The 14,346-nt window shown below is 41.7% G+C and carries 12 protein-coding genes and 1 riboswitch; of the genes, 5 read left to right on the top strand and 7 right to left on the bottom strand.

All coding sequences use genetic code 11. From position 1 onward, the window contains the following. Positions 1–10 precede the first annotated feature (10 nt). Entirely contained in the window at positions 11–1,987 is a 1,977-nt protein-coding gene (locus tag BLL40_RS11790) for a beta-propeller fold lactonase family protein (RefSeq protein WP_095532846.1), read from the top strand. A gap of 116 nt (positions 1,988–2,103) precedes the next feature. Then, positions 2,104–2,319, top strand: coding sequence for a DUF378 domain-containing protein (locus BLL40_RS11785; RefSeq protein WP_073712106.1), 216 nt, complete (start codon positions 2,104–2,106; stop codon positions 2,317–2,319). A 108-nt stretch (positions 2,320–2,427) separates the two neighbouring features. On the opposite strand, the gene BLL40_RS11780 is transcribed toward BLL40_RS11785, so the two are convergent. Next, the gene (locus tag BLL40_RS11780) at positions 2,428–3,579 is read right to left on the bottom strand and encodes an MFS transporter (RefSeq protein WP_073712105.1); all 1,152 of its coding nucleotides are present in this window, start codon (positions 3,577–3,579) and stop codon (positions 2,428–2,430) included. 164 nt (positions 3,580–3,743) lie between these two features. Here BLL40_RS11780 and BLL40_RS11775 point away from each other — a divergent pair, with 164 nt between their 5' ends. Further along, a complete protein-coding gene (locus tag BLL40_RS11775; RefSeq protein ID WP_073712104.1) occupies positions 3,744–3,947 on the top strand; it encodes a hypothetical protein in 204 nt (67 codons plus the stop codon). Positions 3,948–4,123: 176 nt separating this feature from the next. On the opposite strand, the gene BLL40_RS11770 is transcribed toward BLL40_RS11775, so the two are convergent. From BLL40_RS11770 to BLL40_RS11750, 5 genes are all read right to left on the bottom strand, one after another. After that, positions 4,124–4,324 (bottom strand): cold-shock protein, encoded by a 201-nt coding sequence (locus BLL40_RS11770; RefSeq protein WP_073712103.1) that lies wholly within the window; start codon positions 4,322–4,324, stop codon positions 4,124–4,126. Positions 4,325–4,667: 343 nt separating this feature from the next. Next, positions 4,668–8,108 (bottom strand): methionine synthase, encoded by a 3,441-nt coding sequence (gene metH / locus BLL40_RS11765; RefSeq protein WP_073712102.1) that lies wholly within the window; start codon positions 8,106–8,108, stop codon positions 4,668–4,670. Next, positions 8,089–9,948, bottom strand: coding sequence for a bifunctional homocysteine S-methyltransferase/methylenetetrahydrofolate reductase (locus BLL40_RS11760; protein WP_073712101.1), 1,860 nt, complete (start codon positions 9,946–9,948; stop codon positions 8,089–8,091). Before BLL40_RS11760 ends, metH begins: the two co-directional genes overlap by 20 nt. Positions 9,949–10,035: 87 nt before the next feature. Next, positions 10,036–10,150, bottom strand: a riboswitch (SAM riboswitch). A gap of 165 nt (positions 10,151–10,315) precedes the next feature. Beyond that, positions 10,316–10,567 (bottom strand): hypothetical protein, encoded by a 252-nt coding sequence (locus BLL40_RS17630; RefSeq protein WP_216820186.1) that lies wholly within the window; start codon positions 10,565–10,567, stop codon positions 10,316–10,318. Continuing rightward, a complete protein-coding gene (locus BLL40_RS11750; protein ID WP_073712099.1) occupies positions 10,533–10,811 on the bottom strand; it encodes an ATP-binding cassette domain-containing protein in 279 nt (92 codons plus the stop codon). Before BLL40_RS11750 ends, BLL40_RS17630 begins: the two co-directional genes overlap by 35 nt. A gap of 125 nt (positions 10,812–10,936) precedes the next feature. On the opposite strand from BLL40_RS11750, the gene BLL40_RS11745 reads away from it, so the two are divergent. After that, a complete protein-coding gene (locus tag BLL40_RS11745; RefSeq protein WP_073712098.1) occupies positions 10,937–11,818 on the top strand; it encodes an EamA family transporter in 882 nt (293 codons plus the stop codon). 54 nt (positions 11,819–11,872) lie between these two features. On the opposite strand, the gene mreBH is transcribed toward BLL40_RS11745, so the two are convergent. After that, complete coding sequence (mreBH, locus tag BLL40_RS11740) at positions 11,873–12,880, bottom strand: rod-share determining protein MreBH (RefSeq protein ID WP_073712097.1); 1,008 nt, start codon at positions 12,878–12,880, stop codon at positions 11,873–11,875. 313 nt (positions 12,881–13,193) lie between these two features. Between mreBH and argF the strand changes: the two genes are divergently transcribed. Then, positions 13,194–14,147, top strand: coding sequence for an ornithine carbamoyltransferase (gene argF / locus BLL40_RS11735; protein ID WP_073712096.1), 954 nt, complete (start codon positions 13,194–13,196; stop codon positions 14,145–14,147). Positions 14,148–14,346 lie beyond the last annotated feature (199 nt).

The raw sequence follows: 14,346 nt of genomic DNA, 5'->3' as shown, positions 1-14,346 counted from the left end.
ATAGGCAATTGTGAAAAAAATAGCCCTTTTCTCGTTAACGCTCCTATTGATAGGAGCGTTAGTTGGTTGTAAGGATGGAATAAAAGCGGTTATAAAAGAGAAAGAGCCTGAAGTTGTTCGGGACTATGCTGTTAATAGCGACAATATTGTGATGAATAAGTCTGGTAATACGATATATATAGCTAATATTGATGTAAATACAGTGACCGTTGTTGATAGTCAAACAAAAAAGGTGAAAGCGGAAATACGTGTCGGAAAATCCCCTGTACAGTTAACTCTTTCACCTGATGAAGATATATTGTATGTCTCCTGTAGGTATGACGATAAAATTGACATCATATCAATTGAAAAAGAAAAAGTGGTGGAGTCCATTGATGTTGGAATTGAGCCTTATGGTGTTGTAACAAGTCAAGATGGTAAAAAACTATATGTGGCAAACTATCGATCCAGCACAATATCAATAATAGATGTAACGAATAAAAAAGTAGAGTCCGAAATGAAAGTTGATGATCGGCCTAGAACACTGGCGATGACGGCAGATGGGCATAAGTTATATGTCCCGCATTATTTAGAAGCCAAAGTTAGTGTGATTAATACCGAAACAGAAGAAATAAGTAAAGTCATTTCTCTTGCTGATTCGCCAAATAATAATGATCGCAAAAAAAGTCAAGGGGTTCCGAATACATTGGAACAATTTGTGATTGATCCAGATGGAAAAAAAGCTTGGATTCCTCACTTGTTAACAAACATTGATACGCCTGTTCACTTTCAAGAAACAATTTTTCCAGCTGTCTCTGTCATTGATTTAACGACTGATGAAGAGTTGATTGATGAACGGAAAGAATTATTCGAAGAAATAAATGTAACAGATAAAAAGAATGACACAATCATTACGTCAAATCCTTATGATGTCGTCTTTCATCCAAATGGCAGTAAAGCATATGTGGTTATGTCTGGGAGTGAAGATCTCGTTGTGTTCGATTTAAATCGCGGTGGCAATGCAACGCAGATTTTAAGAAGAATTGAAGGGAATAATCCAAGAGGTGCTGTCATTTCACAGGATGGGGAAAGTATTTATGTTCACAACGTGATGAGTCATGATCTTGCCGAAATTTCCAGTGGAGGAGAGGGGCCGTATGCACGTGCAAAAATGAAAGGTGAAAATCTTGCGTTAATATCAAAAGATTCTCTATCCCCGCTAGTAAGGGAAGGAAAAACGATTTTTTATAGTGCCAATAGCGAGGAGTTTCCGACAGAAATTACAGGTAATAATTGGATCAGTTGTACTTCTTGTCATGCTGATGGTGAAATAAATGGACGTACTTTAATGACATCAAAAGGACCACGAGATGTCCCAAGCAATGTTTTAACGACAAAAACTGGGTTATTTATGTGGGATGGCAGCCGTGATGACTTTAACGATTACCTTTTAACCGTTCAAGGTGAAATGGGCGGTATGATGGAACTTGATCCTAGCAAGCCTCTTCCAAAAGAAGTAGAGCATATGTATGATGCAATGTTTGCCTACCTCGATGATCCAAATTCATTTCCGATCCCCAAAAGCCCTTACCGTAATAAGGATGGAAGCTTGACTGTTACAGCAGCGGAGGGAAAAGAACTGTTTGAAGGGAAAGCAGCATGTATTACATGTCACGCAGGAACTCAGTTTACAGACAGTGTAAAGGCAGTAGATAAAAACGGCTATTTGACAACTAGCAATATTGATTTTTTGCACGATATTGATACGACTAATCCGTTAGATAAAGCATCTAAAGGTGATGCAAGGGCGGGTTTTACAAACGGGAGAGATACTCGTCATTTTGATGTTCCAACATTAAGGGGAGTATGGGCAACGGCACCTTATTTTCATGATGGCAGTGCTAAAACGATTGAAGAAGTAATTAAGCGAATTCAATATGAAGGAAAGCCTGAGCTCACAGAAAGTGAAATTTTTAAACTAGCAGAATATGTGCGTTCTATAAAATAGCGGATAATCAAGAATAGAAAATGGGGATGCTTTTCATCAATCTAAAACATTTATATGTTTTAGATTTCTTGAAAAAGGTAATACTTACTATAGAATTACGAAAGGTGGTGCAGCAAATGAAAGCATTGGATGCTGTTGCTCTTATCTTGTTAATTATCGGCGGTGTTAACTGGTTATTAGTCGGCTTGTTTCAATTTGATTTAGTGGCTACGATTTTTGGCGGGCAGGATGCTCTTCTTGCAAGAATTGTTTATGTACTCGTTGGATTATCTGCTTTATATTCACTGAAATTCTTGTCGTTAATCAATCAGGATGAAGTGAGCCATAGCTGAATGATAATAGGGAAGCTGTCTTAAATGCCAAGTGAAAACAGCATTTGAGACAGCTTTTTTCGTTTTAATCCAAATTAATGGGCAGTTAGACTTTCTTAGAAGAGAAGTCTATTTCGCTTGTACCACATAGAAACGATACAAGCAAAAAGCGCCGATAGATAAGAAAATACCGAGTATATAAGGCAAACCGATGGCGAGTGAGAAGAGCCAGCCCCCTAAAGGAGGTCCAATAATTCTTCCGAGTGAATCGAATGAAGAAAGAAGCCCAGTTGCACTGCCATGTCCAGCCGTTGATACTTTTGTAATTAACGCTGATACGCTTGGGCGAATGAAGCCGTTTCCGATGCCGAAGATTGTAAGGAAAATAGCGGCAGTCGCAAAGCTATTGACGAATAAAATAAGTCCGAATCCAATAGCTGAAACAAGGATGCCGAGTTGAATCGTCAGCCCTTCACCATACTTCTTCGTCAGCCTGCCAACTAAACCGCCTTGCACGAATGCACCAGCAAGGCCCATAATCATGAAAATGTAGCCGAGTTCAACAATCCCTATCTTCGCTTTTTGTGCGGCATAATACGCAAACGTTGCTTCCAAGCCGGCTAGAGAGAGCGAGACAAATAATTGAAGAGAAAAGAGAATGGAACTGGGTCCGCTAAATGCTTGCATCAGCGATGTTTTTTTTGTACTATGCTGTCCTCTTTTTTCAATAGGTAATGATTCCTTTAAGAAAAACAGAACGATTAAAAATGTGAGAAGGGAGGATGCTCCCGCAAGATAAAAAGGAACTGATAAACTTGATTCTGAAAAAATGCCGCCGATTGCCGGTCCGAAAATAAATCCGAGCCCGATCGATGCGCCGATGATGCCCATTCCTTTTCCACGGTCTTCTTGTGTCGTGATGTCTGCCACATACGCCATAACGGCTGGCATATTCGCAGAAGACAAAAAGCCCCCGATTATTCTTGCTGCAAACAGCATCCAAAGGGCAGAAGAAACTGCCATTAAGAAAAATGAAATGGCAAGTCCAAAAATACCGATCAGAATAACCAATTTTCGTCCGATTCGATCAGACAGGCGTCCCCACATAGGTGCAAATAAAAGCTGCATGACGGAGTATGATGCCATAAGAAGGCCAAGCTGTACAGGAGATGCACCGATATTCTCAGCGTAAAATGGCAAAACCGGAATGATAATGCCAAAGCCGACCATGACGAGAAACATGACGGCAAATAAAATAGATAATGATTTCTTCGATTCCAACGTGATATTCACTCCAATACTAGAAAAGGTTATATACTAATAGAAGTGTACCATACTAGAGTCATGCAGGTGCAAGGATGATGAATCATGATTTGTATATGGAAACAGTAGATAATCATTGTTATACTGTACTCATCAAAAAATACGCTTAGGAGGATTTTTTTATGACAGAATCAAACGAAACGAACCAAACAGAAACACCGAAGAAGAAAATGACGCTGCAAGAAGCGATGAAGCAAAAACTTGAAGAGAAAAAAGCACAGGCAGCAGGGGGCAAACCATTAGGACATGCTGCACAAACCACAAAAAAAATGAAAAGTCAGCAAACAAAAAAGGTGAGTAATTCACGTAGAAAAATGGGTGTATAAGGAACAGGAAAACCTAAAAGGCATGAAGATGATGTGATTTACTGAATACACAATATTCTAAACATGCATTTATGTTCCCCCCTATTCAATTATTGAGCCGGGGGGGTTTTATTCTTATCAAAGAAATAAAAAAACAGACTCTGATATCAGAGTCTGTGAATATATGTTAGTTTAAATTATGCTTTTTGTACGTTAGTTGCTTGTGGTCCGCGTTGGCCATCTTCAACTTCGAAAGTCACAGATTGACCTTCGTCTAATGATTTGTAGCCTTCGCCTTGAATAGCAGAGAAATGAACGAATACGTCGTCTCCTGCTTCGCGTTCGATGAAACCAAAACCTTTTTCTGCGTTAAACCATTTTACTTTACCTTGTTCCATGTGTATTTCCTCCTCGTGCATCATGCACATATCGTGTTACTATCCTTGCTCAAATCATCCAAACGGAAATTTATCGTGCCGAACAAAAATAATTCTTTTTAAGAATAACAGAAATTGTAACGTATTGCAAGAGCAGGGAAAACAAAAACTTTGGAAAAGAAGGATAAATAATTTAAATCTCTATACTGGCTATATGAAATGAACTTTAGAAGAGCTGCTTGATAAGGCGTAATATTCATTATTCAACACGGTTATGATGACAGTAGGATATCGCTAAAGTTTTTTGAGGTCTCGCCATTACACTAGAAAATCCCGCCGTTAGCGAACGGCAGGATTATTTTTATTATACGTTGAAATAGCGTGCATCTGGATGAGCAAAGACGATGGCGGAGACGGATGCTTCTGGTTCCATCATATAGCCTTCTGTCAGGTTGACACCAATCTCTTCTGGTTTCAACAAGCCGAACAATTTATCCTGATCTTCAAGGTTTGGACAAGCAGGATAGCCGAATGAGAAACGCTGTCCTTGGTACTTCGCTGCGAAACGATCACGCATTGTGAAATCGATTTGATCAGGAAAGCCCCACTGGTCGCGCATTTCCTGATGAATACGCTCGGCAAAACCTTCAGCCAGTTCCAGTGCTGTAGACTGAAGTGCATGGCTATCGAGGAATTTACCTTCATCGCGAAGCTTCATCGCTGCATCGCGAACACCGAATCCGGCTGTGACAACGAAGAATCCGACGTAATCCATTTCACCGCTTTCCACTGACTTTAAATAGTCAGCGAGACAGAGAAATGGTTCTTTCGTTTGGCGCGGGAATGTAAAACGCTCAATTTCTGTTTTTGAATCAGCTGGATCGTAAATGATGACATCATCCCCTTGAGACTGAGCAGGGAAGAATTGATAGACAGCAGCTGTTTTCAACCCGCCGTCATTTAAGAATCCAGTTACGGTTTCATGGAGTTGGACAGCTTTATCATTTTGTTCGGCTAGCAAGTTTTTCACGTTGCCTTTCATGCCGAGATGATGACCAATTAACGTCTGCATATTCACATATGGCTTTAAGTGAGATATAGAGTAATTTGGTAAAACACGACGGCGCATATCGCGCGGCAGAAGAACTGGAACATCTTCGCGAACGGTTTTGACTGGCTTCGGTGCCACAGCGATAGCCTGCTCTTTCCGCTCATCACGGTACGCTTCAATTTCTTTCCTTTTTTCTTTTTTATCTTCCAAATCCTGCAGAAGGACCACTTTTTGTTCATCATTTTGCAGACGATTCGCAATATCAAGGCCATCCATCGCATCTTTCGCATAAAGAACGGGACCTTCGTATTGAGGGGAAATCTTCGTTTCAGTGAATCGGCGTGATAGTGCGGCACCCCCAACAAGAATCGGTATATTAATATCGGCATCTTTAAAGTCTTGTGCGGTGATGACCATTTGCTGAGCTGATTTGACGAGTAGTCCAGATAATCCGACCATATCCGGCTTTTCTTTCCGTATAACATCAATTAATGTTGCTGGTGTTACTTTAATTCCGACATCAATGACTTTGAAACCATTGTTGCTCAAAATAATATCGACCAAGTTTTTCCCGATATCATGCACGTCGCCTTTTACAGTAGCTAGAATCACTTTCCCTTTACCAGAATCATCTTCTTTTTTCTCCATAAATTGCTCAAGGTAGGAAACCGACGCTTTCATCACTTCGGCGCTCTGCAGTACTTCAGCAACGATTAGCTGATTGTCATTGAATAGACGACCAACTTCTGCCATCCCTTTCATGAGTGGCCCATTAATAATATCAAGTGGTTCGTCGTACATGTCGCGTGCGGCTTCAAGATCGGGAAGAAGGCCTTCTTTCGTTCCTTCGATGACATAGTAGCTTAAGCGCTCTGGCACTGTTTTTGGAATGTCTTCTTCTTTTTTCTCTTTTTTCTTACCACGGTAAAAATTAGTAAAGTCAGCGAGCGTGTCATCTGTCGTTGTAAACAACAAGTCGTTCGCCATGTTAATTTCTGCTTCGGGAATCGATGCGTAACGCTCCAATTTTTCTGTGTTGACGATCGCATAGTCGAGTCCAGCTTGTGTACAGTGATACAAATATACAGCATTTAATACTTCACGGCCGACAGGAGGAAGGCCGAATGAGACGTTACTGACACCGAGAACGGTTAAACATTTCGGCAACTTTTCTTTAATAAGACGAATACCTTCAATCGTTTCAACAGCAGAACCGATATATTGCTCATCACCGGTGCCGACAGGGAAGACGAGCGGATCAAAAATGATGTCTTCCGGTGCAATTCCCCATTTTTGAACGAGCAAGTCATGTGAACGAATGGCAATTTCAAGTTTTCGTTCACGCGTAACTGCCATGCCGACCTCATCGATTGTGCCGACAACAACGGCTGCACCGTACTGTTTCACAAGAGGCATAACAGCATCGAACCGTTCTTCGCCATCCTCTAAGTTAATGGAGTTAATAATGGCTTTTCCCTGTGAAAACTTCAATGCTTCTTCAATGACTTTTTCATCAGTTGAGTCAATAACAAGCGGCACTTTTACTTTTTTGACGACTTCTTTCATAAATTTGGTCATGTCTTCTAGTTCTTCACGGTCAGGATTTGCGAGACAAATATCAATAACGTGTGCGCCGCCTTTTACTTGTGCGCGGGCAATTTCAGCTGCTTCTTCAAACTTACCTTCAATAATCAACCGTTTAAATTTGCGCGAACCGATCACATTTGTGCGTTCACCGATGAACAGAGGACGCATGGAATCATCATATAAAAGCGGTTCAATACCGGAAACGGCATGGCCATGAATGTTCTCAGGAGATGTACGTGGCGCTTTATCCTTTACCACTTCACGCATGACACGAATATGCTCTGGTGTCGTTCCGCAGCAGCCCCCTACAATATTTAACCAGCCTTTATCCGCAAATGCTCCAAGCTTTTTAGATAACGATTCAGGTGATTCATGATAATTGCCATCTTCATCCGGAAGACCGGCATTCGGGTAACAACTTACATAGCTTGTGGCCAAATCGGAGAGAGAACGGATATGGTCGGTCATAAACTCCGGACCTGTCGCACAGTTCAATCCCACCGACAATGGCTTAATATGTTCAATTGAAATGTAGAATGCTTCAATGTTTTGTCCGGCAAGCGTTGTACCCATCGGCTCAATGGTTCCGGAAATCATGACAGGAAGTTCTTTTCCGGTCGCGTCAAACGCCCGTTTAATTCCAAGAGTACCGGCTTTCACATTGAGCATATCCTGGCTTGTTTCCATTAAAATTAAGTCGGAACCGCCTTCAATAAGTGCTTTCGCTTGTAACTCAAAGTTATCGGCGAGTTCGTCAAATGTGATGCCGCCTGTAACGGATAATGTCTTCGTTGTCGGTCCGATAGCACCGGCAACGAATCGCGGCCATTCCGGTGTCGAAAATTCATCGACGACTTTGCGGGCAATTTCAACAGCGCGCAAGTTAATTTCATACGCTTTATCGCCAAGATCGTATTCGTTCAGTACGACAGGGGTTCCACCAAATGTATTGGTCGCAATAATATCAGCGCCGGCTTCTAAATATTCACGGTGAATGCGTTCAAGCACATCTGGTTTTGTTAAGTTTAAGTTTTCATTACAGCCGTCGTATTCTTCCCCGCCGAAATCTTCCGGTGTTAAATCGGCGTTTTGAAGCATCGTTCCCATAGCTCCATCAATTAGGAGTATTCTCTTTTGAAGTTCTTTCTCAATCTGATGAATCGGCATGAACAATCCCTCTTTCTTTCAGTGCATCTAGTTCATTTATATAGTGAATTAATTCTGTAGACATATCATGACGTAAAAATGGTGTAATAATGTATAGCCCGTTAAAAAGCTGAGCTGCTGTATCAAGCAATTCTTTCGCGATTTGTATGCCTTCTTTAGCAGCACGTTCTTGATCATCGCCGCATAAACGCATTCTTTCAAGTGTCTCATCTGATAATTTAATACCAGGCACTTCATGGTGTAGAAATTCGGCATTACGAATGCTTGTTAACGGCATAATACCAATGAAAATAGGTGTTGATAAATGTTTTGTCGCTTCATATACGTCGATAATTTTTTCTTTCGTAAATACAGGTTGCGTAATGAAATAATCCGCACCGCATTCAATTTTCTTCTCCAATCGTTTCACGGCCCGATCAAGAACGCGAACATTTGGATTGAAGGCCGCCGCAACGGAAAAGCTAGCTTTCTTTTTAAGCGGTTTACCAGAAAATGAAATCCCTTCATTCAACTGTTTAATGAGCTGAAGGAGTTCAAGGCTTGACACATCATAAACATCTGTCGCGCCTGGGAAGTCGCCAACTTTTGTTGGGTCACCTGTAATCGCAAGTACATCATGAAGGCCAAGTGCGTCAAGGCCCATTAAATGAGACTGTAGCCCGATTAAATTGCGGTCACGACACGTAATATGGACGAGCGAGCGAACATCGTGTTGTAGCTTTAATGTTGCTCCCATTGCCATATTGCTGATGCGAGGGGAAGCAAGCGAGTTATCTGCCATTGTGACAGCGTCGACGCCTGCATCATACAATTTATTGGCACCTTCAATGAATTTTTCTGTGAGCAATGTTTTTGGAGTATCAAGTTCAACGATTACTGTCCGTTTTGTTTTTGCTTTTTCGCAGATGGATACGTCTGTGACAGGTTTAGCTTCTTGAATGACAATCGGTTTTTTCGTTTTTACCCTTTTCTCCGTTAAAGGAGGAAGGCCTGCCAGCCGTTTTTTCGCTGCTTCGATATGTTTCGGTGTCGTACCACAGCAGCCGCCGATCAACCGGACACCTTCATTTCGCAAAAGGACGGCAGCGCGGCCAAAATAATCCGCTTCCGATTCATAAACGATCCGGCCGTCTTCCACATCGAGAAGACTTGCATTCGGATACGCGGATAGGAATGCTTTTTCAGGTAGTTTTACGTCTTCAAATGCTTGAATCGTATGGAATGGACCGAGGCGGCAGTTCACGCCGACAACATTAGCACCGATTCCTTGAAGACGATGCAAAGCTTCATTTAACGATAATCCGTTTTGCAAAACACCAGGCTCATGCATCGAAACTTGAGCAATGATCGGAACGTCGCTCATTTCACGCAAAATTTTTACGGATTCAGACAGTTCCTCAAAATCGTAATACGTTTCAAATAAAATGCCGTCCGGATCGCCTGAGAGAAGACTTTCTGCTTGTTCACCGACTGAGGCGATAATTTCCGCATTTGTTGCGGTACTTTTCCGGATTCCACGAATACCTCCGATTGTACCAAGAACGAACTGTCCGCCTGGTGCTGCTGCTTTTTTTGCAATTTTGATTGCCGCTGTATTCAATTCACGCGCTCGGTTTTCAATTCCATAACGGGCGAGCTTAATCGCATTGGCACCGTATGTATTCGTTTGAATAACATCAGCGCCTGCTGCAATGTAGTCTTTATGAATTTTTTCAATGATTTCAGGATTTTCCGTATTTAATTCTTCATAGCAAAAGTCGATGCCATATGAATATAAAAGCGTGCCCATCGCTCCATCAGCGGTAAGCACGTCTGTTTTGAGCTTGTCGAGTAATGTCATAGCGTAAACGTCCCCCTCTATATTTTAACTGAAAAAAGCCTTCCTGGATGCAAGAAGGCTTTTCAACATGTATGTGTTGACCGTTCCTTCTCATCTTCCAGACTTATATCAGTAAGTAGTCTGCTGGATTTAGCACCTGACCTGTCCCGGCTGGTTGCTGAAGCGTCTGCGGGCCAGTACCCTCAGCTTCTCTTGATAAGAATTGGTTATTAAATTATAAGAATAATTAAAATGATCATATCGTGTCGTGTTGCTTCAGTCAAGAACAATTTTCACTACGTAGATGGGTAAATCGACATTTTTCGAATGATCGGCCACGTAATGAAAAAGAAAATAATTCCAATGAAAAACAAGATAACAAAATCCATCAAGATGGCATTGCTCGAATCACTAATACCAGACCAGAAAAAGCTAAAAACGAAAGGCCAATCATTTTGCCGAAACGAAAGAAGATTGTTCCAGTTAAAAATGCTGTGGCGAGACAAAAGAAAGAGAGTAATATGTCCACAACTGTCGTGATCAAAAGAGAAGGGGACATGGGCAGATGAATGATAAACACATCTTCAAATAATTTTGCTGCTTCATCAATGAGATGGGTGGAGAGGATGACGTGGCTCACGTTCATATTCTTCTATTAGTAAATCATAAAACCGGCTACGCGAGGCTGCATCGAGCCCGATATAGGGTGCATCAAAAATCGTCACGGGTGAATAGCTGGCCAGACCAACCGTAATACCGAGCCCAGACCCCATTCCTTTAGACAGGCTTTTTACTTTTTTTGAATTTTTAAAATGAAAGAGGTCAAGGAGCTCTTCTGCCCGTTTTTGATCCCAATTTGGATAAAAGAGGGATGCGGATTTCAATGTGTCCTTAATCGTAAAATCTTTTTGAAATTACCGCTTTCATTGAAATGTATTTACGGGACGACAAAATTCGACGTATACTTGCTTATAGAAAAACTTGAGATAGTGAAGAGAGGGAAGCAAGGATGAAACGATTTGGTTATTCCTTTTTAGTGTTGTTAGGCGCCTGCAGCTATGGAGTGCATGGCCCGATCATAAAAATGGCTTCAAATGCAGGTTATAGTTCCTCTGACATTGTCAGTGCACAATATGTAATAGGCGTCCTTTTTTTAGCCGCCGCATGGCTGTTTACTTCAAAAAGAAACATGTCAATTAAAGAATGGGGAGAACTGCTCGGTACCGGCGTTTTTTTAAGCGTAACCGGCTTATTTTATACGATATCGATCGCAGATTTGTCTGCCTCTGCTGCCGTTATTTTGCTTTTTCAATTTGTTTGGATGGGCATTGTCATTGAATCGATTCAGATGCGTACATTACCAGAGAGCAGGAAAGTCGTATCCGTTGTGTTAATTTGGCTAGGCACTTTTTTAGCGGCACGGTCTGGTGAGACTATTGATTGGTTTTCTCATCCAGTTGGCGTTTTGAGTGGTTTACTAAGCGGATTAACCTTTGCGCTGTTTATCTTTTTTAGTGGCCGCTCTGGAAGAGGGGTGCCAGCTGTACAGCGAAGTTTGATCATGTCCATTGGAGGCTTAATTGTTATTTTAATAATGAATTCTCCATCTTTTCTAGTGGATGGGACATTTACAGGTGGATTGTGGCAATATGGGATATTGAGTGGCCTTCTTGGAGCTGTTCTACCAGTGCTGTTTTTTGCAGCGGGTACACCGCAAATTGGTTCAGGAACAGCAACGATTTGCGGTGCTGCAGAACTGCCGGCTGCTGTTATTGCAGCGTGGCTGTTTGTAGGAGAACAGGCGACAACCATGCAAACCGCAGGTGTATTGATTATCTTATTAGCCGTTATATTGCCTCAGTGGAAGCCGAAAGGAGCAGTATACAGATAAAAAGCAGCCTAACGTATTTAAAATCAAAAAATACGTTAGGCTGCTTTTATTCACTTATGATGTAACTTTTTGTAATTTTTTTAATACGTGGAGCGAGCGGCCGGTACCTATCGCAACCGATTCAAGTGGATTCGGTGCAAGGTGAACAGGAACGATAATTACTTGTGAAAGCCATTCTTGAATACCGTTTAGCAGTGAACCACCACCGCTAATGACGACACCACGGTCGACGATATCACCGCTTAATTCAGGTGGTGATGATTCTAGTGTGACGCGGATTGTTTCTAAAATCGCCAGCAGCGATTCGCGGAGTGCCAGCTGAATTTCATAGGAGCTGACGATAACTGTTTTCGGCAGTCCTGTGACGAGGTCGCGTCCGCGAACATCCATTTTTATCTCTGGATGTTCGATTGGTGCATAACCGATTTCCATTTTGACATTTTCAGCTGTCCGTTCACCAATTAACAAATTGTATTCTTTACGAATATATTGAATGATATCTTCGTCCAATTTGTCACCAGCAAGACGAAGTGAATTACACGAGACGACACCGCCGTATGAAATGATGGCAACTTCTGTCGTCCCGCCGCCTATATCAACGATTAAGTTGGCGATCGGCTCATCTACCGGCAGATCGGCTCCGATCGCAGCTGCTACCGGCTCTTCAATTAAATGAACGGTTTTTGCACCACTTGATTTAATCGCGTCTTGAATGGCACGTCGTTCAACGCTAGTGGCGCCGGACGGAGTGCAGACAACCACGGTCGGCTTGCGAATTGAAAAGCCAGCTACCTTGCCTGCTTTTTTCATCAATTCTTTTAACATTTGGGATGTGACATCAAAGTCAGCGATAACACCGTCTTTCATCGGACGTACAGCAACAATTCGTCCCGGCGTTTTCCCGATCATTTCTTTTGCATCTGTGCCGACTGCAAGCACTTTTTTCGTATTCGCATCAATGGCAACAACGGACGGTTCATTTAAAATAATCCCTTTATCTTTACAGTAAACGAGCAAGTTCGCTGTTCCTAGGTCGATTCCAATTTCTACTTGACCCAACATATAATCCATTCCTCCAAACGGCTTTTTTTGCCTTGGCTTATTATAAATAAGAAAAAGAACGGGAGTACATAGGACGAAAAGATGAACCTTGTAATGTTACAGGTATGACAAAGATAAAGGCTGTGCTTTCAATAAGAGAGCAGATTTCTGTTACCAAAACTTAAATTTTGTCATGATCAAGACCGGACTATTGGCTTATTGATTGAAGGAAAAGGTTAAGAAAAAAAATACGGAGAAAAGGTTGTATTTTAATTCTTTATAGTGTATAAATATAAGTATAGATAAAAGGTGACGACACGTCGGGGTGACTTTCATGATGACGATGGAACAAATAAAGGAGCAGAATATGCAGGGCAGAGATATGCTTAAGCTACTCGACTTCAGTATTGAAGAAGTGCAGGCACTCGTATTGCTTGCTTATGACATGAAGAAAAAGAAAGAAAACTATAGGTATGCCTTAGAAGGACAAATTTTAGGGATGATTTTCGAAAAACATTCGACAAGAACGCGCGTTTCTTTTGAAGCGGCAATGCTTCAATTAGGCGGCCACGGCATGTTTTTGAGCTCAGATAACTTGCAAGTCGGACGTGGTGAAACGATTGAAGATACAGGAAGAGTGCTTTCCGGTTATCTTGACGGTATTATGATTCGTACACATGGCCATGACCGTATTGAAATGCTAGCAGATGCTGCATCAATCCCGGTTATTAACGGACTGACAGACTTGTATCATCCATGCCAGGCACTTGCTGACTTACTGACTGTATATGAGTATAAAGGTGGATTTAAAGGCTATAAAATGGTCTATATTGGCGATGGCAACAACGTAGCGCACTCATTGATGATTGGTGCGGTTATGATGGGGATGGACTTTACGTTATCAGCTCCGAAAGGGTACGAAGCAGATGCGGATATCATTCAGAAGTCAAAAGAAATTGCCGCGCAAACAGGTGCAGTACTTGAATTTACAGAAGATCCAGTTCGTGCTGTTAAAGGTGCTGATTTCATCTACACGGATGTCTGGACGAGTATGGGTCAGGAAGAGGAGACTGCGCTGCGTTTGAAAGCATTTGGACCGTACCAAGTGAATGAAACATTGTTTGCGGAAGCGAACGAAGAATGTAAATTTATGCACTGTTTGCCAGCACATCGCGGTGAAGAAGTCTCTGCGGGTGTGATGGACGGGGATTCTTCTGTTGTATTCCAGCAGGCTGAAAACCGGATGCATGCACAAAAAGCCGTTTTATACAGTTTAATGAAAAAATAAAAGACTTGTTCAGTTGTTATTGGAGAATGACTGGACGCTATACAATACTTAACTTCAGCCGTTATTGGAGAATGGCTGATCCAATTAAATATTCAAGCATTCAGCCGTCATAGAAGGACGATGAATGCTTTTTTTATATGCAAAAAGGATAAATTCTTTTTGTTATGGAAACTGTAAAATAATAGAGCTTCTTTCATTA

The organism is Domibacillus mangrovi, from assembly GCF_001906925.1.
In the GTDB taxonomy this organism is placed as follows: Bacteria; Bacillota; Bacilli; order Bacillales; family Domibacillaceae; genus Domibacillus; species Domibacillus mangrovi.
The sequence above is the reverse complement of the archived record's forward strand: the minus strand, read 5'-3'. Positions and strand labels throughout refer to the sequence as shown.

Excerpts from the sequence above, each read along its gene's own strand:
- BLL40_RS11785 (WP_073712106.1), top strand. The coding sequence starts at position 2,104 with ATGAAAGCATTGGATGCTGTTGCTCTTATCTTGTTAATTATCGGCGGT.
- BLL40_RS11775 (WP_073712104.1), top strand. The coding sequence starts at position 3,744 with ATGACAGAATCAAACGAAACGAACCAAACAGAAACACCGAAGAAGAAA.
- BLL40_RS11770 (WP_073712103.1), bottom strand. The coding sequence starts at position 4,324 with ATGGAACAAGGTAAAGTAAAATGGTTTAACGCAGAAAAAGGTTTTGGT.
- metH (WP_073712102.1), bottom strand. The coding sequence starts at position 8,108 with ATGCCGATTCATCAGATTGAGAAAGAACTTCAAAAGAGAATACTCCTA.
- BLL40_RS11760 (WP_073712101.1), bottom strand. The coding sequence starts at position 9,948 with ATGACATTACTCGACAAGCTCAAAACAGACGTGCTTACCGCTGATGGA.
- BLL40_RS11745 (WP_073712098.1), top strand. The coding sequence starts at position 10,937 with ATGAAACGATTTGGTTATTCCTTTTTAGTGTTGTTAGGCGCCTGCAGC.
- mreBH (WP_073712097.1), bottom strand. The coding sequence starts at position 12,880 with ATGTTGGGTCAAGTAGAAATTGGAATCGACCTAGGAACAGCGAACTTG.
- argF (WP_073712096.1), top strand. The coding sequence starts at position 13,194 with ATGATGACGATGGAACAAATAAAGGAGCAGAATATGCAGGGCAGAGAT.